Raw genomic sequence first — 25302 nt, 5'->3', positions numbered from 1 at the left:
CTAAATAAATCAAACTATATCACAGGTGAAATGATCTGTGCACTTATTCAGCAATACCCTGCCCATCGGCCAGGTGAATGTGGGTAATGCCACTTCCGCCCTGCTGCTCGGGCGGTTCCTCTATCCGAAACTGGGGGTAGTGGGTACGCAGGTGCAGGCGAATGGCGCTGCGCAGGGCACCGGTCCCTTTGCCATGCAGGATTTCGGCTGCTGGGTAGCCAGCCAGCAGGAGCCTATCCAGCAGTTTTTCCAGCTCTGCAATGGCCTGTTCGGGCCTCATCCCCCGCAGGTCCAGTTGGCGCGGGGGGCTTGTGTTTCGAATGGGGGCGTGGGTGCTGTGGCGTGCCGCTGCCGGCGGTGTGGCTGCACCCACCCGCCGCAGGCGGGTGGGTGCCACGCGCGTTTGCAGCTCGCCAAAGGCTACCAGCACCCCCTTGGTTCCCAGCTCCAGCACCTTGCCCGTGCTGCCACTGCCATCCAGCAGCACCAGGTCTCCCACCGCCAGCGGACCCGATTGAGCCGTGCTATCTACCTGCTGCCGGTGTTGCTTACGTTTTTTGGCTCGTGCCGTGTCGTCTAGCAGGAAGGCATCCTTCAGTTCTTGTCGCAGCTGGCGGGTTTGCGCCTTGTCTGCCTCTGCCTCCTTTATCCCCCGGATGGTGGCCTCTATGCGGGCATTTGCTTCTTTTACAATCTGTTCTGCCTGCCTTCGTGCCAGTTCCAGCGTTTCTTTTTTCTGCCGGGAGGCCTGCTGCTGTAGGGCCACATATTCCTTTCGTGCCTTTTCCAGTTCATTCACCTCTGTCGCGTAGCGTGCCCTTAGCTGCAGTAGCTCCTGCTGCTGCTGGCGTAGCTGTGTTAGCAGCTGCTCGGTGTCTCCCCGTTCTTTTCCGGCCAGCTCGGTGGCACGCGCTATCAGTGCCTCGGGTAGCCCTACACGCCGGGCTATCTCCAGCGCATAGCTACTGCCAGGCTGGCCAATGACGAGCTGATAGGTGGGAGAGAGGGCTGCCAGGTCAAAGGCCAGGGCGCCATTCAGGATGCCCGGGCTGTGGTGGGCGTACTCCTTCAGCAGGCTATAATGCGTGTTGATGACACCCAGGGCACCCGATGCCACAAAGCGCTCTAGCAGTGCCTGGGCAATGGGGCCGCCCAGGGCGGGGTCGGTTCCGGTGCCAAATTCGTCGATCAGGATCAGGCTCTGCGCATCCAGCTCCTCATAGGCGTGTCGCATCTGCACCAGGTGGCTGGTGTAGGTGCTCAGGTCGCTCTGCAGGTTTTGGTCATCCCCCATGTGCACGAATAGCTTGTGCAACCAGGGAAACCGGGCACCTGCCTCGGTGGGTAGGGGTAGGCCACACTGGGCCATTAGCTGCAGCAGTCCTACGGCAGTCATGGTTACAGACTTGCCGCCCGCATTGGGCCCGGAGATCAGCAGGATGCGCTGCTGTGCATCTAGCAGAAGCGAAAAAGGCACCACGGCAGCAGGCCCCCGCTGTAGGCAGAGTAGGGGATGACGGGCCTGCTGCACCGCGTAGCTGCCCTGCTCCGCTATCGTATACGCGGTGGTTCCGTCCAGGGCCATGCCCAGCCTGGCTGCCGCATACCGCTGATCCAGGCTGGCTACCAGCTGCAGCATGCTGCGTAGGGTAGGCAGGGCGCTGTGCAGCTCGGCGCTCACCGCTTGCAAGATGCGCAGAACTTCATTCTGCTCCTGGCGGCTCAGCTCCCGTTGGCGGTTATTCATGGGCAGGGAGCTGGCCGGTTCTATAAAGAAAGTTTGCCCCGAACCGGATACGTCTTGCACAAAGCCCTCGTATTTGCTGCGGTGCTCGCCAGGCACGGGCAGTACCAGCCGTTCGTTTCGTACGGTTACCTCGGTAGCGGCATCAAAGTGGCCCTTTTGTTTTCCTGCCTGTAGCAGCCGGTTTAGCTGTGTGCGCAGCTGGGTGCCTACCTCGCGCAGGCTAGCCCTCAGCTCGGCCAGCCTGGGGCTGGCTGAGTCTCGCAGCCGATTATCAGGCCCCAGTACCTTATCTATCCGTGCATGTAGGGCCGGGTCGCTGCTGTGGGCCTGTACGAGCTGCTGCAGCTGTGGGGTGTCTTCCCGATCGCGTACAAAGCGCACCAGCTCATTGGCTGTAGCCAGGAAGCTGCGCAGGCGGCCCAGTTCGGGCTCTGTGAGGTGGGCACCGGCAATGGCCAGCTGGTGGAGCAGGGGCTGAATGGGGTCTAGCTCGGATAGGGGCAGGCGTATGCCCCGCTGTACCAGCTGCATCAGTTCGCCCACCTGCTGGCGGTAGCGGTTGGCCAGTTCGGGTTCGGAGGGGGGGCTTAGTTCTGCACAGGCAGCACGCGCCTCCGGGCTATAGCAGTAGCTGCCCAGCTGCCTGCGAATGGTGCCGAAGCCCAGCTTGTCGCCGGCCTCTGCGGGATATAGTTTCATGTATGGAGAGAACAGCTGCTACGCAATTTTTTTATCCCGAAGTACATCAGGGCTGGGGAGAATAGTTTCCCTTGAGCTTGGCCCCCCGTACGGTCAGGCGCTCCAGGGCCTGGTTGAACACGCGCTCGAAAGCCTCCGGATCTTCGCTATAGGCGGCCAGGGCTGCCTCTGCTTCGGCCGGGCTAAGCCGGTGGTGGGCCAGTACCTGCTGCACCATCTGGGCCCGCGTGCTATCTTTGGCCTGCACAGCCCCCTGCTGGATGAGCAGGGCACCGTGGTGTGCCAGCATCAGATCCTCCATCAGTGCGCTCATCTGCGCTTCATCCAGGGGCTTGGCAGCTGGGCCACAGCCCCAAACGACTAGCACGGGCACTATGGCTGCCCAAACCGCCACAGCTAGCAGGTGCTTTCGTCTTGCTTTGCTCTTTCTGTACATATGCAGGTACGGAATCCCCAATTGCGATGCAAGATACAAATACAAGTGCGCTTGCTGTGTGCAAGCGGCCGTATGGCACACTTTATCTGCATTACCGCCCCCGGCAGTGTCTGTACTTCGCTCTCTTCAAGCGAAAACCCGTACCGATCCAGCTGAAATCCGGCAGAGTCCGGAAACACTTGGGAGCTATTAGGTGGAAGTATCGGCAATACTTTTCGCCAGCTTTGGCCGGCTATTACTGAGATATACTAAGCCCCGGGAGGCAACACAAAAAAAACCCACTCACAGCCGTGAGCGGGTTTCTTGTGTTGGAACTTCGTAGCGATTTTTATTCCTCGCTTGTTTCCTCGGCTACCTCGTCAGCCTGCGTCTCGTCTTTCTGAGCCTCAGCCTTTTTGGAGGTAGTCTTTTTCTTTGGCGCCTCTGCAACTGGGCTTCCACCTTCCATGCTCTCTTTCAGCTTGGCTAGTGCACTCAGGTCGCCCAGGGTGTCCTTGCTACCTGCGCCGGTTGTTACAAATGCATCTTCGTCTTTCTTCTTACGACGCGCACCTGCTTTGGGCTTGTCGTCTTCCATTTCCTTCCAGGTTTTGGCGTGGCTCAGCACGATGCGCTTGGCATCCTTGTTGAACTCGATCACCACGAAAGGAACAGAGTCGCCTTCCTTGAGTGCTTCTTTACCATCTTCGGCCTGAAGGTGCTTTTTGGGTACGAAGCCCTCAACACCATACTCCAGCTCCACTACGCCACCTTTGTCGTTCAGTTTTGTAATCGTTCCGGTATGGCTGCTGCCTTCGGGGAATACGGTAATCAGGGTCTCCCAGGGATCTTCGGTCAGTTGCTTGTGGCCTAGGCGTAGTTTACGGTTATCCAGATCCATCTCCAGGATCACCGCTTCTATTTTCTCCCCTTTTTTCGTTACCTCGCTGGGGTGGTTTAGCTTGTTCCAGCTCAGGTCTTGAATATGAATGAGGCCATCAATTCCATCCTCCAGCTCTACGAATATGCCGTAGTTGGTGAGGTTTGTTACGGTTACCGTGTGCTGGCTGCCGATGGGGTACTTGGCTGGTACAGACTGCCATGGGTCGGCAGAAAGCTGCTTGATACCCAGCGACATTTTGCGGTCTTCCTTGTCTAGCGACAGTACCTTGGCTTCTACCTCCTGGCCTACCTGGAACACATCGTGCGGATTTTTGGGGTGGGTACTCCAGCCCATTTCGCTTATGTGGATCAGGCCTTCTACACCGGGGGCAACCTCGATGAACACACCATAGTCGGCAATGGTTACAATCTTGCCTTTTACGGTTGCGCCTTCTTCCAGGCTTGCCGCCATGCTGTCCCAGGGATGGGCTTGCAGCTGCTTCAGGCCCAGGCTGATGCGTTTTTTCTCGTCGTCAAAGTCCAGCACCACCACATTCAGCTTCTGGTCCAGGCTCAGCACCTCATCTGGGCTGCTGATGCGGCCCCAGCTGATATCTGTAATGTGTAGCAGGCCGTCCACACCACCCAGGTCGATAAACACGCCAAAGTTGGTGATGTTTTTCACGGTACCTTCCAGTACCTGTCCTTTTTCCAGGTTGTTGATGATCACCTGCTTTTGTGCTTCCAGATCTTTTTCGATCAGGGCCTTGTGCGAGATGACCACGTTATTTTGCTGGTGGTTGATTTTTACCACCTTGAACTCCATCTTTTGGCCTACGTAGCTATCGTAGTCGCGGATGGGTTTCACGTCGATCTGAGAACCGGGCAAGAAGGCTTCTACCCCTTCCAGCTCCACTACAAAGCCGCCTTTGGTCCGGCGCTTCACAGTGCCCTCTACCACGGTGTCCTCTTCCAGGGCCGCGTTGATTTTGTCCCAGGCGCGCATGCTGTTCGCCATCCGGCGGCTAATGACCAGCTGGCCATTTTTGTTCTCCAGGTTTTCCAGGAAAACTTCTACCGGATCTCCGGGCTTAAGGCCGGGGAGCAGGTCGCGAAATTCGTTCAGCGCAACAATGCCTTCGCTTTTGAAGCCGATGTTTACAACCACTTCGCGGTCGTCCATCGAAATGACCGTACCCTTTACAATCTGGTAGGGCTCTACCTCGGTCAGGGTTTGCTCGTACTTCCGGGCCATCTGCTCGCGCTCGGCTTGGCTGTACTCCTCAGGTTCTTCCCATACAGGCATATCCAGCGCACCTATCTGCGGCTCCATGGTGGCTACCTGCCGGGTGTTTTCCTTATTCTCTTGGCTCATGAAGTGTGGAAAAATTTTAGGGACACAAATTTAGCCCCAAAGCACGAAATCACCAATTTTTTTTAAAAAAATCATTCCGGTTTCACATTTTGCCCGGCCCTTAGCTGCTGAATGGCCTGCGAAACGGTGGAAACAGGCAGCTGACACGCGCCGCCGCTGCACACATAGATGTTCGTTTCGCCCGCATTCCAGCGGTATTTCAGTAGTGGAAGGGCTTCTGCGTCCTCTGGCTCTGCCACCGCACCGGTGTGGGTGGCAAAAGGCAGATACTGCTGCTGTAGCGCCTGCTGGTAGGCCATGGCCTGCGGGCCGCAGGCCACCACCTCTTGGGCCGGCAGGAGTGTGGCCAGGTAGGCATGAGCCCAGCCTGCCAGGGCCGACCCATGCTCCACCAGGCGGGGCTGCACACGCTGCAGCATTTTTCGCGCCCGTTCTGCCCATTCGGGCCTGCCGAGCAGGGTGCCCAGCTGGGGTAGCACCCGCGCCAGGGTGGAGTTGGCGCTGGGTATTACGTTGTCATACAGGTCTCTCCGTATAGCAATTAGCGGCGGATCCGCTCGGCTGGTGAAGCGATACAGGCTTGCCTCGGCGTCCCAATAGTGCTGCTCCAGGTGGGCCACATAGGCAGCTGCACGCCGCAGCCAGTATGCATCCAGGGTAACAGCGTGCAGGTGTATATAGGCCTCTATGAGTAGGGCGTAGTCTTCCAGATAGGCATTGATGCGCGCCTGGCCCTGCTTCCAGCTGCGGTGCAGGCTGTCGCCTGCGGCCATTTCCCGCTCTATGAAGTGGGCATTCTTTTGGGCTGCCTCCAGGTATTCGGCCTTGCCAAAGCTGCGGTAAGCCTCCACATAGCCGCGTATCATCAGGGCATTCCAGCCCGCCAGGGTTTTGTCATCCAGGCCGGGGGCGGGGCGCTGTGCCCGCGCCTGCCACAGCTGGAGCCGCGCGCTGGCCAGCCTGCTGCTCAGCTCGGCTTCGTCCATGTTCAGGGCCGGGGCCAGCTCGGCCAGCGGCTGCACTCTGTGTAGCACATTCTTCCCATGCTCCCAGTTTCCCGCTTCGGTGCAGGTGTAGGCCGCAGCCAGTAGGGGGGCATCCGGGCCCAGTAGTGCCTGCAGTTCCGCCAGGGTCCATACATAGTATTGACCCTCTTCGCCCTCGCTATCGGCATCCAGTGCGCTGTAGAAGGCTCCGGAGGGGTCTGTCAGGGCATCTGCTATCCAGTCCAGGGTTTCCTGTACCACCTGGCGGTATAGCGGATCGGGCTGCTGGCGCCAGGCCTGGCTGTAGAGCGATACCAGCTGGGCATTGTCGTACAGCATTTTTTCGAAGTGCGGCACGTGCCAGTATCTATCTGTGCTATAGCGGGCAAAGCCGCCCCCTACGGCATCGTACAGGCCGCCCCAGGCCATGCGGGTCAGGGTGCGGTGCACATGGGCCAGTGCCTGGGGCTGCTGCAGCGTGTGCCCATAGGCCAGCAGGTACTGCAGGTTTACCGGCATGGCAAATTTTGGGGTGCGGTTTTCGCCGCCATAGTCGGGGTCCCAGCTGGTGTGCCAGCGCTCGTACAGCTGGTGCAGGGTCTCCGGCCGGAAGGGGGTTTCGTCTGCCTCCTCGGGCACTTCCAGCTGCCGGATGGCACCTGTGAGGCGGCTGGCATATTCCTCAAAGCGGGCGGGCTGCTGCCGCCACTGCTGGGCCAGCTGCTGCAGCACGGCTGTCCACTGCCGGGGTGGAAAGTACGTGCCGCCATACACCGGGCGCCCGTCTGGCAGGGCAAAGCAGTTTAGTGGCCAGCCCCCTTGGCCGCTCATCAGCTGCACGGCATCCATGTACAGCTGGTCTATGTCGGGCCGCTCTTCGCGGTCCACCTTTATACACACAAAGTGTGCGTTCATCAGGGCTGCTATCTGCTCGTCTTCAAAGCTCTGGTGCTCCATTACATGGCACCAGTGGCAGGCACTGTAGCCTATGCTGATGAGTACCAGCTTCTGCTCGCGCTGGGCCTGGGCGAGTGCGGCCTCGCCCCAGGGCTGCCAGTGCACGGGGTTGTGGGCATGCTGCAGCAGGTAGGGGCTTGTTTCGTGTATCAGGGCATTGGCCTGGGGCATGGCAGGTTTGGCTAGGGATGGGCAAAGGTCGGCGGGCCTACCGTCTGGCGGCGGCTGGCCCAAAGAAAAGCAAAAAAGGGAGGCATTTGCCTCCCCATTCTATGCTCGTTATGCTCGGACCAGCCGACACTTTTGGGTTATTCCACCTCGGTTACCCGCTTTACCTGAGCCAGCGAGATGTTGCCTTCATACTCCAGTACTTCGCCGGCCACAATCTTTTCTCCATCCAGTTTGTTTACATCCAGCTCCACTACCAGCAGTTTCTTCACCCGCTGGTTCCGGCTTTTTTTGTCGGCCACGGCTTCCTCAGGCGAGGCAAGCAGGCGGAAAGGGTTTTTGCCGGGTTCCAGTCCGGTGGTAACCATCTCTTTTAGGTCATTTTCGATAATGGTTATAAAGGCTTTCTTTACCTCGATCTCCGAGAAACTTACTTTTTTGACTTTGATTTTCATAATGAGTGGTAGAAAAAATAGATTATACAAGTAGCTACAAAGCTAATAATAGTTTTCAATCATTTTTTGTTCACTCACTACAAAAATAGCACGCACACTGGTTGCCCATCAGGGTAGGCCGTGCAGTTTTTCAGCGATATTTCGGATTAGCTCCTTATCTGGGCTTCCTTCTTTCTCTATTCCACTGGCCATGTCTACGCCTATACATAGGGGGTGCTCCTGCACCTGCTGCAGGGTGTCTTGCGTTATGCCACCTGCGAGCAGGAAGGGGAAGGGAAAATCATCGGGTATGGAGTAGCCTCTGGACTGGCCGCTACCTGGCACAGCGCCGTCCAGAATAAAGAGATCGGCCGGATACTTGTGCAGGTAGTCTGCATAGTGGGTGTCGGGCTGCCGGAAGGCGTAGATCCATTTTTTTTTGCTTGCCTGAACCAAATCGACAGGCATATCTCCGTAGGTCTGTACCCAGCGGAAGGCAGATTGGCTCAATAGATTGCGCATTTCTTCGGGCGAGTTTTGGAAAAACAAAGCCACGCTCTTGGCTGATAGTTTCGCCTTTTTGAGCTCCGACGCTGGCATCGTGCGCCTGCTTTTTGGGCTGAAGTTGATGCCCTGCAGGTCGGGCCCCGGGTAGTCTAGCTGCTCGGCCGTGCGCAGCCCACAGGCCTTGAAAAAGTAGCGTTGCTGTAGTAGATCCTGTAGTTTTTCGATCTTCTGGCTGCCCTGCATCAGCGAGGTGCCTACCAGAAAGCCATCTGCATACGGGCCGCAAATGCGGAAGTCTATAGGCTGATCCATGCCACTCTCGGCAATCACTATGCGATCTTTGGGCAGGTCGTAGGCCAGAAAATTGGTGGTGTTCAGGCTGATCTTGAAGCTATGCAGGTCTCGGTTATTCACCCCGATGACCGGCAGGCCCAGGCGCACAGCTCGGTCTCGCTCTTCCCGGGTGTGTACTTCCGTTATGGTGTCCATACCCAGGCTGGTAGCCAGGGTGTGGTAGCTTAGCAGCTCCTCGTCGCTTAGCAGCGCTGCAATGAGCAAGATGAGGTCGGCCCCATACTTTCGCGCAAGATAGATCTGGATCGGATCGAGAATAAAGTCCTTGTTCAGAATAGCCACAGGCCCCGCGCCCACCAGCTGCTGCACCTGCAGCATGTCTTCAAACTGGCCGCCAAAGTACCGGTTATCCGTAAGTACCGAGATGGCATCCGCGCCTTGATCCAGGTAGCTAGCTACCTGGATCAGGGGGTCTGCAGTGGGGGCAATGCCGGGGTTGCTCGGGCTACGCCGTTTGAATTCGGCGATGAAAAACTTGCGCCCCAGTTGTCTGTTTCGGGTTGTCAGGTTATGAAACTTCCGTGTGCCGGGCACTACCTGCTGGCGTAGGCTTTCCAGGCTATGCTGCTGGTAGTAGGCCGTTATTTCCTGCTGTTTGTGCCGGGCAATCTCTTGTAAAATAGTGGGGGCTGGTGCCATGTGTGGTAGGTGCCGATGCTTTATGATTTTGGTGTAGGTGCCTGTAGGTGCCTATTGTAGGCGTTTAGTAGCAGCTGCAGTTTTCCGGATCGGATGGTTTCTTCCATTTTCTGATACGATTCCTTCAGCGGGATGCTTTTATAAAAATGGCTGTATATCCAGGCGGCATTGGCGGCTACCAGCTGGTAGTGCTGCGTGCTGGGCTTTCCGGCAATTATCTCCTGTGCCAGCTGCAGGCTCTGCCGGGGTGTTTCGCTTTTAATAGCCTCAAAGGGCAGCACCTGTAGGCCGAAGTCTGCCGGGTGCACCACGCCTGTGCTTTTGTGCCCCTGCTCAATGGTGATGAGGCGGGTGGTACCAGTCAGGGTTATTTCGTCCAGGCCATCTTCCCCCCGGGCAATCACTACTTTTTCCTTTCCCAGCAGGCTGGCGGTTTCTGCCATCAGGTCCATATACTGGGCAAAGGCAGTGCCGATGAATTGGCGCTTGGGCTGTAGTGGATTGAGCAGCGGGCCTAGTAGGTTGAAGAGGGTGGGGATGCCAATGCGTGCGCGGCTGGCGCCAAAGGCCCCCACCACGGGGTGTGCCTTGGGGGCGAAAATAAAAGCCAAGCCAGTAGCCCCATAGGCCCGCTGTACAGCTTTCGGCTCTGCGTCCAGCTCCAGGCCCAGGTCGTTCAGCAGGTCGAAACTGCCAAAGCGACCGCTGGCGGCCCGGTTACCGTGTTTGGCAATGGGTACGCCATTGGCAGCCAGTGCCATGGCCACCAGGGTACTGGTGTTTAGCCTGGGCAGCCCGCTGCCCCCCGTTCCACAGATGTCGATGGCATCGGGCCCCAGGGGGGCCTCCCAGGTGCTATGCTTCAGCAGGGCCTGCACAAAGCGGCTGAGGGATACCGGATTCTTCAGCCGGCCACTCATGCTTACCAGCAGGATGAGCTTCTGGTCTTCGGTCAGCTGGTTTTCCTTGATCTGCTCTACAAACTGATCGAAGTCTTCGGCCTGTAGGCTTTCCTCGTCCATCACCTTGTGCATCAGGCTGTAGTAGCCCACATTGCCGGTGCTCAGCCGGCCCTGCACCACATTGCGGATCAGCCGGAAGCCTACCTCGTCGCCCATGCTTAGCACACTCTCCGGGTGGTACTGCACGGCCTCTATGGGCAGTTGCTTGTGCCGGATGCTCATTACCACGCCCTGGGGGTTGCGGGCCGATACTTCAAATACCTGGGGCACCACATCGGCTGCCAGGCTGTGGTAGCGGCCCATTCGCACCTCGGCGGGTAGGCCGCTATAGATGCTTTTCCCATCGTGTATAATCTGCCCCGCCTTGCCGTGCACCGGCTCCAGAAACTGCAGGCTACCGCCAAAAAACTCTATCAGGGCCTGCAGGCCCAGGCATACGCCAAAGATGGGCTTGCGCTGATAGAAAGTATCGATTACCTGCATCATGTTGCCCGCATTCCTGGGTACACTGGGGCCGGGGCTTAGCACCAGCAGGTCGAAGTCCACCTTTTCCAGCTCGGCCACCGGCACATCGTTTCGGTAGATCAGCACCTCGCAGTCCAGCCTACGGAAATAATCTACCAGGTTGTAGGTAAAGGAGTCGAAGTTATCGAGCATCAATATTTTCCGGTACATGGCTAGGTAGTTGCAGGGGTCTCTGTGGGTTCAAACAGGTCCATAAAGGCCTGGGCCTTTATGCGGGTTTCGTTCAGCTCGTAGGCAGGTTCACAGTCTATCAGCAGGGTAGCCCCACTGTGGTATTCCAGCATCCCCTGGCGGATGTGGGCCGAGCGGATAATGATGCCGGTATCCACCTCCCCGCTCAGGGCCAGGTAGCCTGCCACACCACCATAGTAGCCGCGCGCAAAGGGCTCCATTTGCTCAATATACTTCATGGCTGCCAGCTTGGGTGCGCCTGTCAGCGTGCCGGCATTCAGGCTGGCAATGAGGGCATCCAGCCCGGTCTTTCCGGCTTGCAGGGTGCCACTTACCTGGGCTACGGTGTGCATCACCCGTTTGTACTTTTCTACATAGCGGTAGTCCTCTATGGCCACGCCAGGCTCGCATATACGCGCCAGGTCATTCCGGCCCAGGTCTATCAGCATGTCAAGCTCGGCCTTTTCCTTGCTGCTGTTCAGCAGGCGCATCATGTTGTCGTGGTCTTCCATGGGCGTTTTGCCTCGTGGGGCGGTGCCGCTTATGGGCCTCAGCACCACTTTGCCGTTTTCATGGCGCAGCATCATCTCGGGGCTGGCCCCTATTAGCTGTTCCGCTCCACCCATATCGAAATAAAACAGGTAGGGGCTGGGGTTGTGGGTGCGGTAGGCCAGGTACAGATCGTAGGGTTGGCCTATCAGCCGGGCTTGCAGCCGCCGGCAGAGCACAATCTCCATCAGCTCTCCGCTTCGGAACAACTCTTTTGCGTCCTCTACCTGCTGGATAAAGTCGGCCTCGGAGGGTGTAAACTGGGGGTCTTGCAGCTGGCACGGGCGTGGGCTGTGGGGCACATGCCTGGCCACCTGCGCTGCCAGTTCGCCGCATGCCGCCTCGGCCTCGGCTGCAGTGGCCCGGGTGCACTGTATCTGGCAGGTGTGGCTCAGGTGATCGAAAAAAACAAAACTGTCGTACAGAAACAGATGGAAGTGGGGCACTGCTGTTTTGTGCTGCCAGGGGATGTCTTCGAACAAGTAGACGAAACGATAGGCCAGTGCGCCATACAGTCCTGCGAAGCTTTTTTCTTCGGTATGGAACTGCTGTAGCAGCTGCCGGATTACCTGGGCCGTGTTTAGCTGCTGCAGGCGCCCATCCTCCTCGCCCACATAGGGCTGCCTGGCCATGCCCAGCACGAGCTGCTCTGCATCGGATTCGACAATGTATGGGGCAAAATATGTCCGAGCAAACGCCAGATACTGTCCACCCCGCGCATTTAGCAGCCTTAGGGTGCAGTGCGTGTCGTCCGCCTTCAGCTCCAGGCAGGGGTCGTAGCCTGCCAGGCTTAGCCGCCCGAATCGTTCGCTCACGCTCAGTGATTCCAGCAGGAAGAAGGGGCTGGGCTGCCCCAGCCGATGATACAGGCTTTCGGCGGGTATGGGGTCTATGGCTAGGCGGTGGGTGTGCATTTTTGCAGAATGTTATCGATCAGCTGCTTGTACTCGCGGTAGGCCTTTGCCCCCCGGGTAACGGTGGCGATACCGCAGCCCAGGGTCTGGGCAATGTCTCGCTGACTGCGGCCCTCGTAGAAGCCCCGAAAGATAGCCCAGCGTTCGCTTACCATTTGCAGCTCTTTTTCGGTAAAAGTAGCCTTTAAAACGGCCGATAGTTCATCGGCTTGGCTATGGTGGATGAGTTCTTCTAGTTTCATGATAGCTGCAAAGGTAGAAAAATTCCGGATTTGCACTAGTGTACTAGTACGTTTTATTGTTGGCTGAACCAGCTGCCTGGCCGAGCTGGAACTGGCCTAAGCGCCGCCGCCGCTCAGCACCAGTAGCTGTGTGCCTGCCTGGGTGTTCAGCAGGGGTAGGGCTGTGGCCAGCAGCTTGGTGGTGTATACCCAGTCGGGCTGTATGCCGGTTTCGGCCCGGAAGCGGGCGGCATAGTCTCTTACGGCCTGCGTTACCTGGCCGAAGCGTGGGGCCAGGCCAGGGCGGTACAGGCTGTAGTGCAGGGCCGGTACGTCTTGCCCCATCCAGTGGGCCACCTGTGCCAGCCGCTGGGCAAAGGGTAGGGGGTCCGCAGCCAGCTCTATGATGTGGTAGTGCCTGTCGGGCAGTGCCAGCAGGGTAGCCATGGCCGTTAGGCCCGTACCTGCGTCCAGCCATATATGGCCAAAGTGCAGGCCACTTTCCGCCTCATTGCGCTGTATATCCTGTGCCAGGGTGGCAGCTCCGGCCACGGCCTGGGGCATGAAGCTGCCTTCGGGGATAACGGCATAGCTCCCCAGCTGCTCAGCTAGCTGCCGGGCCGCATGCGGTGCCTGGTTCCAGCTGCTGCGTGCCTGCCAGTGGAATGCCTGCGGGGGTAGCAGTGCCCGCAGCTGGGCCAGGTTGCCCACGGGCCTCAGCTCAGGTTCGCCCCGCACCACCAGCCGGATGTCTATCCGGGGGGCATGCTGCCGAAGCAGACGGGTATACGCCAGCAGCTGATTGCTATACGCACCCCCCACCAGCACCACACCCGCCCTGCCTGCCAGCAGGCTGGGAAACAGGCTGCTGGCCTTGCGCAGTTTATTTGCGCCCAGCCCATCCAGTATCTGGTCTTCTCGTTTGGCGTAGAAGCATTCTTCGCCAAATGATATATGGTCAATGTGCGTACGGGGTGAAAGGATGTTGTGCAAAAAAGCAGGCATTTGCACCCAAAACTACGCAGGCTTTGCTACTTTTGCCGCCACATTAGTATGTTCAACAGCTGAACCCCCATCATGGCAGAGATTCGTCCTTTTCGTGCATGGCGCTATGCTCCCGAGTTTTTTCGGCAGCCCATGGACGTGCTCAGCCCTATGTACGATGGCTTTGACGATGCCTTTTTCCAGCAGCTGTATCAGCAGCCCCACAGCAGCCTGCACCTGGCCATGCCCAGAGACCTGGGGGCCGCACAGGCTGCCGGCCTGCAGTGGCGTGCCACGGGTGTGCTTCGCCAAGATCCGCTGCCGAGTTTTTACCCATTCTTTCAGACCTTTTCGCTATTCGGCCACAGCACCCAGCAGGTGCGCAGGGGGTTTCTGGCCCTGGTCAGGATCTCGCCCGAGGGCGAGCCCGACACCCTTGTACCCCACGAGGGGGTGCTACCGGCACGGGTGGCCCAGCGGGCCGAGCTGCTGCAGCAGATGCAGATGCAGCTGACCCCTACCCATGGCCTGTATAGTGACCCCTACTTTCGGCTGGAGCCCCTGCTAGCGGCCTACATGGAGGCTCCCCTGATGGATGCTACAGACTTTCAGGGTGTGCGTAGCCAGCTGAGTATGGCGGTGCACCGCAAGGACCTGGACCGCATGCGCGAGGTGCTGGCCCCCAAGAAGATCTATATTGCAGACGGGCACCACCGGGTGGCGGCCAGCAGGCGCCTGCTGCGCAGGGCACTGGAGCAGAACCCAAACCTGCCAGCGCACCACCCCTACCGCTACCACCTGATGTACCTGAGCAACATGCGGGGGCACGACCTGCAGATACTGCCCATACACCGCGTGCTGCGCATGCCAGCCGGGCACACCCATGCCCAGCTGGCAACAGACCTGCAGTTGTTTTTCGAACTGACAGAGCACCGCAGCCGACAGAGCCTGTATGAAGCCATACGCGATCGGGCGCATACACTTGGCCTGGTGTGGCAGGGCAGGCAGCTCATCCTCTCCCTGCGGCCAGAGCTGGACCCGCTGGAGCTGATAGAGCCGCGTATGCCCAGCAGCGTGAAGGACCTGGACTATACCCTGCTGCACTACCTGGTGCTGGATAAAATACTGGGCATGCCCTATGAAGAGCAGGCCACCCAGCTCGATATCCGGTATGTACCCCAGGCCCAGGAGGCAATCCGGCAGGCGAGCGATACCCACGCTGCTTTCATCCTGAACGGGGTGCCCATGCGTAGCCTGCTGGCCGTGTGCAATGATGAGTGGCTGATGCCGGCCAAAAGCACCTTTTTCTTCCCCAAGCTGATGAACGGCCTTGTGTTTGCCAGCCTGCGCGAAGCAGACTACCAGGCCCCGCACGAGGCACTCTTCCTCTCGGGTGTGCAGCCCTCTGCCGTGGCGCTACAGTGGTCTCGCCTAGCGGGAGATCAGGCCATTCTCTCGGAGTAGCTCGCCTGTGGTGGAAAGCAAAATCTGTATGCCGATACAGAGTACAATGAACCCCATAATTCGGGTCATCGCAGCTATGCCGGTGTGCCCCAGCACCCGCTGCAGGTACTCGCTGCTGCGTAGCACCAGGTACACCAGGGCCATGGCCACCAGTATGGCTGCCAGCAGGAATACGTGCACCATCACCCCATTCAGGTTCCACAGGGCCGGTACCCGCTCGGCGTAGCTAAGGGTAAGCGCAATGGTGCCCGGCCCTACGGTAAGGGGCATGGTGAGTGGCGCAAAGGAGATGTCGTCTCGTTCATTGTCCTGTTCCAGCGTTTTCTTGCTTACGTTGCCGCGATTTTGCAGCATGTTGTATCCGCTGTTCATAATCAGGATACTGCCGCCAATGCGCAGGGCGGGTATGGTGATGCCAAAAAAGTTGAGGATATAGCTACCCGCCAGCAGCACAACCACCAGCATGAAAAACCCATAATTGGCTACCCGCCACAGGATCCGCCGCTTCTCCTTTTCATCCCGGTCATGCGTAAGCCCCAGAAACACCGGCACCACGCTGAGTGGGTTCATCATGGTGACGAGGCCCGTCAGAAAAATCAGGTAAAAATCCAGGCCGTAGGTCATACGCACGAGCCTGTGCCCCTGGGCAGGCACAGTGTCCACAAAGTTACGCAACCCTCCCTCAACTTCAACTACGCATGGGCCCAGCCTATTTTTTCTCCGCCTGCCCTTCGGGCCTGTGGGGCTTTAGCATGGCATCCTGCTCAGGGGTCCAGTTTTGGCCAGATTCATAGGCCTGCAGCTGGGCTGCCGTGTCGGCCTGCGCATAAAAATGCTTGAGCACGGCCCCTGCCGCGCCTGCCAGGCGGGCGTTCCAGTGCAGGCATGCCTGGTAGAGGAGGGGGATCACGTCATCGGGCAGCTGGTTTAGTTGCCGCAGGGCATCCAGGGCATTTATGCGGGTTTCAAACTCATAGCTGCTGGTGCAGTAGGCTTTTAGCTCATCCAGGTAGGGCTGTGCGGTTTCTGGCCGCAGGCCTATCCGGATTTTGAGCCATTTGATACGAATATTTCTGCCCCGCCAGCCCTGCATGTTCTGGGTGGTGGCCAGGTAGGCGTCTGCATCTTCCGGGTAGTTTTTGCAGAGGGTTTCCAGGGCTTTGGCGCGGGCAAAGTAGCTACTGTCTGTCAGCAGGTGCTCATATAGGGGGCGTAGCTCGGGCTGCAGGCTATCCAGGTAGAGGGCTGCATAGGTGCGCAGCTGGATGTGGGGTGCCTGTAGGGCACTGGCCAGTAGGGCTTGGGCATCGGGCTCCGTATCGCGGGCTAGCTGGCGCACCACTTCCGCCTTTGGCAGCCAGTGTGTGGCCTGCCGGTAGGCTGCTATGAGTGCGGGTCGTTTTTCTGCCAGGGCTACCGTGTCTAGCGCCCGCAGGGCATCGTAGCGGTCGCGCAGCAGGGGGGCGTGCAGGGCCTGGGCCATTAGCTCGGTGGGGGTGCGGTCAAAGCTGAGCTTCTTTATTACACGTGCCCCAGGATCAAACAAAACGAAGCTTAGCTCTTGCTTATCCTTCTTGGGTATACGCACCGTGTGTTCTGCCTTTTCCACCCATAGTTGCAGGCTATCGTACGTCCCGTTTGTATAATGCACCTGTAGCCAAATGGGCATCTTGAATAAGCCTGAAAGCTCAGTTACAGGCTGGATTTGCTTGATGTTTATCTCAGTCTCGTGGGCTGCTGTGGTGTAGTTTATCTGGTAGTGTGGTTCTCCGCCACGGTGTACCCACTGGTCAAAAAACCAGTCCAGGTTCCAGCCCAGCTCTGCCTCAAAGGCCCGGTACAGGTCGTGGCTGGTAACCATTCCGTAGGGGTGCGCCTGCAGGTAGCGCGTAATGCTGCGCCTGAAGGGCTCGTCGCCCACCACATCCCGCAGCATATCCAGCACCAGGCTGCCCTTGGGGTACCAGCGCGCCGGGTTACCTAGGCTGCTGCCCACAGGCTGGGCGTCCTTTTCGGCTGCTGCCAGGGTGCTACGCAGCTCCTGTATGCGCTCCAGCTCGTAGGCCTCGGGCCCTTGTAGCTGCTGGATAAACTTCTTGGCATAGTAGGTGGCAAAGCTTTCGGTCAGCCAGATGTCTCCAAAGGTCAGGTGTGTTACATAGTCGCCAAACCACTGGTGCACCAGCTCGTGGCAGTTGGTCTGCACATAGCTGCGGTCGTTGTATGCGATGGAATCCACCTGGTAGAAGTCGCCATACACGGTGCAGGTGGTGGTTTCCATGGCTCCGTACATGTAGTCAATGATGGGGATCTGCCCATAGCTGTCCCAGGGGTAGGGCACGTTCAGCTCCTGCTCCAGCCAGTCCATCATCTGGGTGCTGTAGCGATAGGTAGGCTCTACCCGGTTGGCGTACTCCGGGTAGTAGTACAGGTAGTGCGGCTTGCCGTTCCGGGCTTTTCGCACCACCCCATCGTATTCGCCTATGGCTAGCATAATCAGGTAACTGCTCATGGGTTTAGTCATCCGGTAGCGGAAACTGCGGGTGCCATCGGCATGCGCTACTACGCGGCCAGGCGTGCCATTGCAGCGCACAAAGTAGGGCTTGCGGAAGCGCACAGTCAGGTCTGTGGTGAATTTGTCATTCGCGCCGGTGTATACCGGCATCCAGCCCTGTATGTCGTGTGCCCATATCTGTTTGCGCTTCAGTTGCAGGGGGTCATTCCAGCCTATAAAGTGTATGTTGTTCTTGGCATTTCCTGCATCACTGGGCGTACATGCATAGTCTAGCTGCAGGGTGTAGGGCTTATCCCAGGTAATGGGCTTCGGAAACTGCAGAGATATGCCGCCTGGCTGCTGGGTGTAGGGTACTGCCTGCCCGTCTAGCAGGGCGGCGCTTATCTGTATGCCTTCGCCATCTATCCACAGGGTATCCAGGCTAGGGCGCAGGGACCGGAAGGTTTGCCACACCTGGCCATATACTTGGCCAGCCTCTGGCCGAAAGCCCAGCTCGGCCCGCACATGCTGCACATCTATGGTATGGTCGCGCGGATGCGAGGCGGGGTCGTACAGGTGGGTGCGCGTTTCGGGTGTCTGTGCCTGGGCCATAGGGTGCATTGCCACATAGCTGGCCAGTACGCTCAGGGCATAGAAAAACCGATACAGGCTGGGCTTGATACAAATCTGAGGCATAACAAACAAAAAATTTAAGCGGAGGGCAAATTAGCAAACAAAAACAGAATGCTATATGCGTAGCCTGAAAAAAAACCAAATGGCCTGGGGCCGGACACCCACAGGGGTACGCAAGAAAAAAGCAAAGCAAGTGCGAAAAAAATTGTAGGGATAGAGAATTCTCGCTTATTTTGCCACTTGATAAAATAGAAGAGAAAAGAGCAATGTATCTGACCAAAGAAAAGACCGCAGAGATTTTCAAGGCCAATAGCCTGAAAGGGGATGCCAAGGATGCGGGTAGTGCCGAGAGCCAAATCGCCCTGTTTACCTACCGCATCAATCACCTGAATGAGCACCTGAAGCAGAACAGGAAGGATATGAGCACCAAGATGGGGCTACTACGCCTGGTAGGGCAGCGCCGCAAGATGCTGGATTACCTGCGCGACAAGGATATTCAGCGCTATCGTGACATCATTCAGAAGCTGGGCATTCGTAAGTAAGCCAGCTCATCCTTTCTTAATCTTATTAATCCCCCTCCAATTATGGAAGCTCTTTCTCGCTCATTCGAGCTGGAGAATGGTCATACTGTATCTATCGAGTTCGGTAAAATGGCCCGCCAGGCAGATGGTTCTGCATGGCTCTCAATAGGTGATACCCGCATGCTGGCTACCGTGGTGGCCAAGCGCGAGATCAACCCTCTGACAGATTTTTTGCCCCTGTCCGTAGACTATAAGGAAAACTACTCTTCCACCGGCAAATTTCCCGGCGGATTCTTCAAGCGCGATGGCCGCCTGAATGAGTATGAGATCCTGACCAGCCGCGTTGTAGACCGCACGATCCGGCCCATGTTCCCCGAGGACTACCATGCCGACATACAGGTGATCATCACCGTGTATAGCAACGACCGTGTGGTGCAGCCCGATGCCTATGCCTGCCTGGCTGCCAGCGCGGCGCTGATTAATTCAGACATCCCCTTCCCCGATCCGGTTTCTACCGTTCGCGTTATCTACAAGGGCGGTAAGTACCACATTAATCCCAGTTTTGAAGAAACCGAAACCGCTGAACTGGAGTTGGTAGTGGCCGGCAGCGAAGACTCCATCAACATGGTGGAGGGCGAAGCCAGCGAGGTGAGCGAGGAGGTAATGATCGGTGCCCTGCAGGCCGCACATGCACAGATCAAAAAAATATGTGCCTGGCAGAAGGAGCTGCGTCAGGCGGTAGGCAAGCCTACCCGGACCTACGAAACACCCCTACGCGACGAGCAGGTAGAGCAGCAGCTGCGCGCCTTTGCTACCGATAAGGTGAAAGCCGTGCTTAGCCAGCAGCTACCCAAGCAGCAGCGCTCAGAGGCTGTCAAGGCCATTAAAGATGCGTGCCTTGCCCAGTTCTACAACCCGGAGCACGAGCGGGCTTCCGAGCTGGAGCTGGCCATCAAGTCCTATTTCTCCGAGGTGGTGTACGACGTGATGCGTGCCACCATTCTGGACGAAAATATGCGCATAGACGGACGCAAGCCCGACGAGATTCGCCCCATATTCTGCGAGGTAGATCTGCTGCCCCGTACGCACGGCTCTTCCCTCTTCACCCGGGGAGAGACCCAGGCACTGGCTACGGTAACGCTGGGCACCAAGATGGATGAGCAGACCATAGACTATGCGACCAAAGAAGGGAGCAAGAAATTTATGCTGCAATACAGCTTCCCCCCTTTCAGCACAGGTGAATCCAAGTTTCTGCGCGGGCCTTCTCGCCGCGAGATTGGCCACGGAAACTTGGCCGAGCGTTCGCTGAAGCGGGTGATGCCCAAGGACTTTGACTACACCGTGCGCGTAACCAGTGATGTGCTGGAGAGCAACGGCAGCAGCAGCATGGCCACCGTGTGCTCGGGCACCATGGCGCTGATGGATGCCGGTATAAGAATAGCAGCCCCCGTGAGTGGTATTGCCATGGGGCTGATTATGGAAGGCAACCGATACGCTGTACTGAGCGACATCCTGGGGGATGAGGACCACCTGGGCGATATGGACTTCAAGGTAACCGGTACGCCCAAGGGCATAACGGCCTGCCAGATGGACATTAAGGTGCGTGGCCTGAGCTATGAGGTGCTGGCCAAAGCCCTGTATCAAGCCAAGGAAGGCCGCGCCCATATCCTGGGTAAGATGCAAGCTGCCATTAGCGAGCCCCGCGCCGACTACAGCGAGTTTGCCCCACGCCTGGTGAAGCTGATCATCCCGCAGGATACCATTGGTGCCGTAATCGGCCCAGGGGGCAAGGTGATTCAAGAGCTACAGCGCACCACCAACACCGTGATTGTGATCGAAGAAATCAACAATCAGGGCCATGTTACCATCTCGTCGCCAGACCGAGACTCGCTGAATGCTGCTGCAGACCGGATCAAGGCCATTACCCGCCAGCCCGAAGTGGGCGAGGAGTTTCATGGCATTGTGAAGGGCATGAAGGAAAGCGGCGCCTTTGTAGAGTTTCTGCCAGGCAAAGAGGGTTGGCTGCATATTAGCGAGGTGGCCTATGAGCGCATCCCTACCATTGAGGATGCAATCAAAATAGGCGACGAATTCCCCGTAAAGCTGATTGAGGTAGACAAAAAGGCCGGTAAATACCGCCTGAGCCGCCGTGCGATGATGCCTAAGCCCGAGGGCTGGGTAGATGCCCCCCCGCGTGAGCGTGGTGGCCGAGACGACCGGCGTGGTGGTGGCCGCGACGATAGGCGCGGAGGCGGACGCAATGACCGCCGAGATCGCGATCGCGGCTACGACAGAGACCGGAGCCCAAGTGGCGATGAGCGGGCCGAAAGGCGTGAGCATACCCAGCACAATGACCATTCCGAAGCCTAAGCCTCGATAGCTGTGCGGGTCTTTATCACCGGTGGTGCAGGCTTCATTGGCTCCAGCTTGGCCGAGCGGCTGGTAGCCCGGGGCGATGAGGTGAAGGTGCTGGATAACCTGGCTACAGGCAGGCTACAAAACCTGGCTACCGTACTGCATCACCCAAGGTTTGAGTTTGTAGAACAAACGGTTACCCATGCCCCCACGGTAGACCCGCTGGTGGCGTGGGCCGACCATGTGTACCACCTGGCGGCCCCTGTGGGGGTAAAGTACATCATGGATCACCCCGTAACCACCATACTGGATAACGTACGGGGCATGGACGTGGTAATGAATGCCTGCCACAAGTATGACAAAAAGCTGCTGGTGGCTAGCACGAGCGAAGTATATGGCCGCAGCCTAGACCTGCTGGATGACACCGGCACCCGCAAGCTGAAGGAGGATGACTACCGCATAGAGGGCAGTACGCAGAACCACCGCTGGGCCTATGCCAATACCAAAGCCATGGATGAATTCTTGGCACTGGCTTTTCACAAGGAGTATGGCAGCCGGGTTGTGGTGGTGCGCTTCTTCAACACGGTGGGGCCACGCCAGCTCAGCCAGTATGGCATGGTGATCCCCAATTTTGTGCAGGCGGCGCTGGCTAATCAGCCGCTGCGTGTGTTTGGCAGCGGCGAGCAGAAGCGCAGCTTCCTGCACGTGCAGGATGCACTTCGTGCCATTATGGGCCTCATGGAGGCCGATGCCGCAATCGGCCAAGTATTCAATGTGGGGAACCCCATAGAGGTATCCATCAACGAGCTTGCCCGCTTGGTCATCTCCCTTGCCGATAGCCACAGCAGGCTGGAGCACGTTAGCTATGAGGCTGCCTACGGCAAGGGCTTTGAGGACATGAATCGGCGCACTGCCGACATTAGCAAGCTGGAGGCGACGCTGAATTTTCAGATTGCCTATCCCTTGGAAGCAATCTTGCTGGATGTAATTACACATCAGCGGGCTGGCCTATAGTTGCCCGACTGCCCCTGCTGGCCAGGTTAGCCCTCGGGTTGGGCCCACATCGTTCGGCTAGCTGGGTTTGACTAATAGGCGCGGGTTGTGCCGGATACAGCTGGCAGGTTTACCTTCCTTCCCTGTTGCCGCTACTTTTTAGGTTGAGAGAAGCGCCTTTCCAGGCGGCTGATCTTCCGGTTGGTGAGCAGCAGGTAGACGATGATGCCTACCCAAATGAGCAGAATGACCGTTAGTACGGCGAAGATCTTTTCGCTGCGAAACAGCAGGCCATCTGGCGTGGCTTGCAGTAGGCTGAGTAGTTTAAGCATGGGGCGTACTAAGGGCTTTTTCCAGTTCGGTTTCCTCGTATTCGTGCTGCAGGATTTCGGTGCGTGCACGTAGTTCGAGCAGCCACAGGCCCAGGCACATAAAGCCCAGGACGGCAGGATAGAAAACAGCGCGAAACTCGTTGCTGATGTCGTCTTGGCTAAACAGCGGCCCACCGCCCCCCGCACCCGGGTGCTGGCCCCCCATCATGCGGGGTATAATCAGGGTAAGCGGGATGAGGCTGACCCCGGCAAATACGTTGTACACAGCGGCTATGCGCGCCCGCTTGGCCTTGTCCTCTATACTACCCCGTAGCAGGAAGTAGGCCAGGTACATCAGCACGGCAGCCAGCGCAAAGGTCTGCTTCGGGTCCCAGCTCCACCAGGCCAGGGGCTCGCTATTGGGGTACAGGGCACCCCAGGTTACGCGGCTCCATACAATGCCCGTGGCTAGCCCCATTAGCCCAAACAGTACGCCTATTTGTGCCGCCACCTTGGCTTTCAGGTCGTGGTGCGCGTGCTGGCTGTGCAGGTAGCGCAGGGTGTAGTACAAAGACACAAACATGACCAAATACATGGTAAACCACATCGGTACATGGTAGAACAGGTTTCGGGCTGTGTGCCCCAGCTGGCCCACACGGGGCAGCGTGCCCAGCAGCCCAAAGCACAGGGCGTAGGTAAGCAGCAGAATGGCGAGGCTCTTGTAAACGAGGCGTAAATACCTGTTTTTCGTCATTGGCTGCAAATAAACGAGCTTTTGCCTAGTTTTACAGCACATGCACGAAAAGAAGTACAAAATAGGCCTGATTGGTGCCGGAAACATGGGCCAGGCCCTACTGGCCGGGCTACTGAAGCGCGGAACGTATAGACGAGAGGACATAAATGCCTGTACCAAGCAGGCAAAAAGTGCCCGGGCACTGGCTGCCGCCATGGGCATCCACACGGGTAACGACCCCCGGGAGGTGGTGCTTAATTCGGAGCTTGTTATCCTGGCCGTAAAACCCTATATGGCCGAGCGGGTGCTGCAGCCACTGCAAGGCTGCTGGGATGATGTGCGTGCTGTAGTGAGCATTATGACGGGGGTGCCCATCTCTTTTCTGGAAGAGCAGGTAGGCCGTACCATACCCGTATACCGAGCCATGCCCAACACGCCGGCCACTGTGGGGCAGGGCATGACGGTTATTGCCAGGGGTAGCCAGGGGGCAGAAGAAATGGACGCACGTGTAGAGGAAGTTTTCCAGGCTGTAGGCCACACGGCCTGGATAGAGGAGGACCTGATGAATGCCAGTACGGGCCTAAGTGGGGCAGGCCCTGCCTATGTATATCTGTTTATAGAGGCGATGAGTGACGCGGGGGTAAAGGTAGGTATACCCCGAGACCTGGCCCTGCTGATGGCGGCCCAGACGGTAAAGGGTGCGGCAGAGATGGTGCTGGCTAGCGGTATGCACCCGGCTCAGCTGAAAGACCAGGTAACTACCCCTGCCGGTGTAACCATAGATGGCATTATGGAAATGGAAGACCTGAACCTGCGTTCTGCTGTTATCCGCTCGGTGGTGAAGGCTACCGAACGGGCCTACGCACTATTTAAGCAGAGTGTTCAGTAGATTAACTACACAAATCAACCAAACCACCAAAATGCAATATGCAAGGCGTTCTTCCTAGAACTTGCATCTTGCACTTTGTTTCTCCAGCAGTATGGAATAAGTGCGAAGTGGCGTGCAAGTCGGGTTAGAACCGCACCCCTATGTTAAGCGTACCCACATAGATTGGTACTTCTCCTGAATAATCTCGGATAGGGTGAGGATTGCTGCGCGAAGCAAGGTAATAGAAACCATGCTGGGTGCTCAAATATGGGCTGTATTTCACCTTCTCTCTTTTTTCCTTTTTCAAGAACTCCCACCTATAGCCTAGTAGCATGCCCCACTCATAGTCCCAGCTGGTATAGTCTTTGCCGTCTATCACATTATCTCGGTTAAATCCAGGTCCAAATGCCTGATACAGCTCTGCGTGTAGCCCCTGCCAGAAGTACTGACGATAGCCAAACGTTAGGGCATAATTAGAAAACTCGCCTTCGTCGTCTCGCTTTTCAAATGGGCGGATATGGAAGCCAAGGTATACATCTCCGGCAAGCTGGTTTTGCCGCCAGGTCTCATAGGTGGCTTGTCCCTTATATATGTTTCCTGGAAAGATAGGCCAGAGAACGTTTAGTTCGGCCCCCCACCTACGTCGTGGCTCTTCATCAGCCTGCGCATACACTGTTGCATTGCTTGCCATCATGCTGGCACAGATGACGATTAGTAACCTTTTCATAAGCTTTCTCTTGTGTTAAAGTAGATTTTCCAGCAAAATTGGCATCAAAGTTTGTCTGGCGCATTGACTTTGGTCAAGAACTTAATCTGGCTTTTTAGGGGTCATCCTTTTCTTTATCCGGCTAAGTGTTTCGGGCTGTATTCCCAGGTAGGATGCTATCATATACTGAGGTACCTGCTGTACTAGCTCTCGGTTTTGGGCCATCAGCAGGCTGTATCGTTGTTCGGGTGTGTAGTTTTGTAGGAGATCAATTTTTCGGGTTATCCGCAGGTAGATTGCTTCTGCAACCAGCCTGCCAACGCGTTCAAATTTTGGGTGTGCTTGGTATAAGGTTTGCAAGTTGGTTTTCGTCAGTATGTATATGGTAGAAGGCTGGATAGCTGAAATGTAGTGTGCAGATGGATCTTCAGTAAGAAAGCTCCGATAATTTGTAGCTGTTTCGCCCGGAAAGAAAAACTCGAGAACCTGTTCGCGCCCCTCTTCTTCGGCATACATCCGAAAACAGCCCCGCTCGATAAATGCCAGAAAACGACACGCTTCGCCGGCCATAAGTATGGGTTCGCCTTTTTTTACTTCGATCCTCGTTACAAGTTGTTCAAAAGTGCGCCATTCTTGGGTGCTGAGTGTTGCAAACCGGCCTAGAAAAGTTCGGATAGCATCCATTTCTATTGTCTATAGTACTTTAGTTCTGGCAATATAGGAGATACTATCCAA

General features: G+C 57.2%; 21 protein-coding genes. 5 read left to right on the top strand and 16 right to left on the bottom strand.

Translation table 11 applies throughout. The features are described 5' to 3' along the window. Positions 1-43: 43 nt before the first annotated feature. The 10 genes from LW884_06685 to LW884_06640 all read right to left on the bottom strand — a co-directional run bounded on the left by LW884_06685 (position 44) and on the right by LW884_06640 (position 13510). Positions 44-2446 carry a Smr/MutS family protein gene (locus LW884_06685; protein ID MCE3008016.1) on the bottom strand — a complete coding sequence of 801 codons (2403 nt, stop codon included), beginning with the start codon at positions 2444-2446 and terminating at the stop codon, positions 44-46. 46 nt (positions 2447-2492) lie between these two features. Beyond that, a complete protein-coding gene (locus LW884_06680; GenBank protein MCE3008015.1) occupies positions 2493-2882 on the bottom strand; it encodes a DUF4296 domain-containing protein in 390 nt (129 codons plus the stop codon). Positions 2883-3210: 328 nt separating this feature from the next. Then, a complete protein-coding gene (rpsA, locus tag LW884_06675) occupies positions 3211-5049 on the bottom strand; it encodes a 30S ribosomal protein S1 (protein ID MCE3008014.1) in 1839 nt (612 codons plus the stop codon). Between the two features lie 140 nt (positions 5050-5189). After that, positions 5190-7232, bottom strand: a complete 2043-nt coding sequence (locus LW884_06670) for a thioredoxin domain-containing protein (GenBank protein ID MCE3008013.1) — start codon at positions 7230-7232, stop codon at positions 5190-5192. Positions 7233-7369: 137 nt separating this feature from the next. Next, a complete protein-coding gene (locus LW884_06665; GenBank protein ID MCE3008012.1) occupies positions 7370-7684 on the bottom strand; it encodes a hypothetical protein in 315 nt (104 codons plus the stop codon). A 108-nt stretch (positions 7685-7792) separates the two neighbouring features. Beyond that, positions 7793-9163 carry a hypothetical protein gene (locus LW884_06660; protein ID MCE3008011.1) on the bottom strand — a complete coding sequence of 457 codons (1371 nt, stop codon included), beginning with the start codon at positions 9161-9163 and terminating at the stop codon, positions 7793-7795. Between the two features lie 20 nt (positions 9164-9183). Continuing rightward, positions 9184-10800, bottom strand: coding sequence for an anthranilate phosphoribosyltransferase (gene trpD / locus LW884_06655; GenBank protein ID MCE3008010.1), 1617 nt, complete (start codon positions 10798-10800; stop codon positions 9184-9186). Between the two features lie 2 nt (positions 10801-10802). Further along, complete coding sequence (locus LW884_06650; GenBank protein MCE3008009.1) at positions 10803-12284, bottom strand: anthranilate synthase component I family protein; 1482 nt, start codon at positions 12282-12284, stop codon at positions 10803-10805. Further along, positions 12266-12526, bottom strand: a complete 261-nt coding sequence (locus LW884_06645; GenBank protein ID MCE3008008.1) for a trp operon repressor — start codon at positions 12524-12526, stop codon at positions 12266-12268. The genes LW884_06650 and LW884_06645 overlap by 19 nt, the downstream gene beginning before the upstream one ends. Positions 12527-12622: 96 nt before the next feature. Continuing rightward, on the bottom strand, positions 12623-13510 hold the full coding sequence (locus LW884_06640) for a hypothetical protein (protein ID MCE3008007.1): 888 nt from the start codon (positions 13508-13510) through the stop codon (positions 12623-12625). A gap of 72 nt (positions 13511-13582) precedes the next feature. On the opposite strand from LW884_06640, the gene LW884_06635 reads away from it, so the two are divergent. Further along, positions 13583-14953 carry a DUF1015 domain-containing protein gene (locus LW884_06635; protein ID MCE3008006.1) on the top strand — a complete coding sequence of 457 codons (1371 nt, stop codon included), beginning with the start codon at positions 13583-13585 and terminating at the stop codon, positions 14951-14953. Here the strand turns inward: LW884_06635 and LW884_06630 are convergent. Then, positions 14921-15577, bottom strand: coding sequence for a MarC family NAAT transporter (locus tag LW884_06630; GenBank protein ID MCE3008005.1), 657 nt, complete (start codon positions 15575-15577; stop codon positions 14921-14923). The two genes, LW884_06635 and LW884_06630, sit on opposite strands and share 33 nt — an antisense overlap. An 85-nt stretch (positions 15578-15662) precedes the next feature. Beyond that, complete coding sequence (locus LW884_06625) at positions 15663-18143, bottom strand: hypothetical protein (protein ID MCE3008004.1); 2481 nt, start codon at positions 18141-18143, stop codon at positions 15663-15665. A gap of 203 nt (positions 18144-18346) precedes the next feature. On the opposite strand from LW884_06625, the gene rpsO reads away from it, so the two are divergent. The 3 genes from rpsO to LW884_06610 are packed head-to-tail and all read left to right on the top strand — an operon-like array spanning position 18347 to position 21970. Next, complete coding sequence (gene rpsO / locus LW884_06620; GenBank protein ID MCE3008003.1) at positions 18347-18622, top strand: 30S ribosomal protein S15; 276 nt, start codon at positions 18347-18349, stop codon at positions 18620-18622. A 42-nt stretch (positions 18623-18664) separates the two neighbouring features. Further along, complete coding sequence (pnp, locus tag LW884_06615; protein MCE3008002.1) at positions 18665-20971, top strand: polyribonucleotide nucleotidyltransferase; 2307 nt, start codon at positions 18665-18667, stop codon at positions 20969-20971. 12 nt (positions 20972-20983) lie between these two features. Beyond that, complete coding sequence (locus tag LW884_06610; GenBank protein ID MCE3008001.1) at positions 20984-21970, top strand: GDP-mannose 4,6-dehydratase; 987 nt, start codon at positions 20984-20986, stop codon at positions 21968-21970. A 131-nt stretch (positions 21971-22101) separates the two neighbouring features. On the opposite strand, the gene LW884_06605 is transcribed toward LW884_06610, so the two are convergent. Together LW884_06605 and ccsA are read right to left on the bottom strand one after the other, a co-directional pair. Continuing rightward, a complete protein-coding gene (locus tag LW884_06605) occupies positions 22102-22281 on the bottom strand; it encodes a CcmD family protein (GenBank protein ID MCE3008000.1) in 180 nt (59 codons plus the stop codon). Further along, positions 22274-23014, bottom strand: coding sequence for a cytochrome c biogenesis protein CcsA (gene ccsA / locus LW884_06600; GenBank protein ID MCE3007999.1), 741 nt, complete (start codon positions 23012-23014; stop codon positions 22274-22276). The genes LW884_06605 and ccsA overlap by 8 nt, the downstream gene beginning before the upstream one ends. Positions 23015-23054: 40 nt before the next feature. Between ccsA and proC the strand changes: the two genes are divergently transcribed. Next, the gene (proC, locus tag LW884_06595) at positions 23055-23882 is read left to right on the top strand and encodes a pyrroline-5-carboxylate reductase (GenBank protein ID MCE3007998.1); all 828 of its coding nucleotides are present in this window, start codon (positions 23055-23057) and stop codon (positions 23880-23882) included. 124 nt (positions 23883-24006) lie between these two features. Here proC and LW884_06590 read toward each other — a convergent pair whose 3' ends face one another. After that, a complete protein-coding gene (locus tag LW884_06590) occupies positions 24007-24588 on the bottom strand; it encodes a hypothetical protein (GenBank protein ID MCE3007997.1) in 582 nt (193 codons plus the stop codon). A gap of 81 nt (positions 24589-24669) precedes the next feature. Further along, complete coding sequence (locus LW884_06585) at positions 24670-25251, bottom strand: Crp/Fnr family transcriptional regulator (GenBank protein MCE3007996.1); 582 nt, start codon at positions 25249-25251, stop codon at positions 24670-24672. Between the last annotated feature and the right edge of the window lie 51 nt (positions 25252-25302).

The organism is Bacteroidota bacterium (assembly GCA_021300195.1).
In the GTDB taxonomy this organism is placed as follows: domain Bacteria; phylum Bacteroidota; class Bacteroidia; order J057; family JAJTIE01; genus JAJTIE01.
This window is presented reverse-complemented; position numbering and strand designations above follow the sequence as displayed.

Bases quoted from the DNA above. Each gene is read 5' to 3' on its own strand.
- LW884_06585 (MCE3007996.1), bottom strand. From the start codon at position 25,251: ATGGATGCTATCCGAACTTTTCTAGGCCGGTTTGCAACACTCAGCACC.
- LW884_06685 (MCE3008016.1), bottom strand. From the start codon at position 2,446: ATGAAACTATATCCCGCAGAGGCCGGCGACAAGCTGGGCTTCGGCACC.
- rpsA (MCE3008014.1), bottom strand. From the start codon at position 5,049: ATGCCTGTATGGGAAGAACCTGAGGAGTACAGCCAAGCCGAGCGCGAG.
- LW884_06660 (MCE3008011.1), bottom strand. From the start codon at position 9,163: ATGGCACCAGCCCCCACTATTTTACAAGAGATTGCCCGGCACAAACAG.
- LW884_06670 (MCE3008013.1), bottom strand. From the start codon at position 7,232: ATGCCCCAGGCCAATGCCCTGATACACGAAACAAGCCCCTACCTGCTG.
- LW884_06625 (MCE3008004.1), bottom strand. From the start codon at position 18,143: ATGCCTCAGATTTGTATCAAGCCCAGCCTGTATCGGTTTTTCTATGCC.
- LW884_06665 (MCE3008012.1), bottom strand. From the start codon at position 7,684: ATGAAAATCAAAGTCAAAAAAGTAAGTTTCTCGGAGATCGAGGTAAAG.
- ccsA (MCE3007999.1), bottom strand. From the start codon at position 23,014: ATGACGAAAAACAGGTATTTACGCCTCGTTTACAAGAGCCTCGCCATT.
- LW884_06630 (MCE3008005.1), bottom strand. From the start codon at position 15,577: ATGACCTACGGCCTGGATTTTTACCTGATTTTTCTGACGGGCCTCGTC.
- LW884_06635 (MCE3008006.1), top strand. From the start codon at position 13,583: ATGGCAGAGATTCGTCCTTTTCGTGCATGGCGCTATGCTCCCGAGTTT.
- LW884_06680 (MCE3008015.1), bottom strand. From the start codon at position 2,882: ATGTACAGAAAGAGCAAAGCAAGACGAAAGCACCTGCTAGCTGTGGCG.
- LW884_06605 (MCE3008000.1), bottom strand. From the start codon at position 22,281: ATGCTTAAACTACTCAGCCTACTGCAAGCCACGCCAGATGGCCTGCTG.
- pnp (MCE3008002.1), top strand. From the start codon at position 18,665: ATGGAAGCTCTTTCTCGCTCATTCGAGCTGGAGAATGGTCATACTGTA.
- rpsO (MCE3008003.1), top strand. From the start codon at position 18,347: ATGTATCTGACCAAAGAAAAGACCGCAGAGATTTTCAAGGCCAATAGC.
- trpD (MCE3008010.1), bottom strand. From the start codon at position 10,800: ATGTACCGGAAAATATTGATGCTCGATAACTTCGACTCCTTTACCTAC.
- LW884_06645 (MCE3008008.1), bottom strand. From the start codon at position 12,526: ATGAAACTAGAAGAACTCATCCACCATAGCCAAGCCGATGAACTATCG.
- LW884_06590 (MCE3007997.1), bottom strand. From the start codon at position 24,588: ATGAAAAGGTTACTAATCGTCATCTGTGCCAGCATGATGGCAAGCAAT.
- LW884_06640 (MCE3008007.1), bottom strand. From the start codon at position 13,510: ATGCCTGCTTTTTTGCACAACATCCTTTCACCCCGTACGCACATTGAC.
- LW884_06650 (MCE3008009.1), bottom strand. From the start codon at position 12,284: ATGCACACCCACCGCCTAGCCATAGACCCCATACCCGCCGAAAGCCTG.
- proC (MCE3007998.1), top strand. From the start codon at position 23,055: ATGCACGAAAAGAAGTACAAAATAGGCCTGATTGGTGCCGGAAACATG.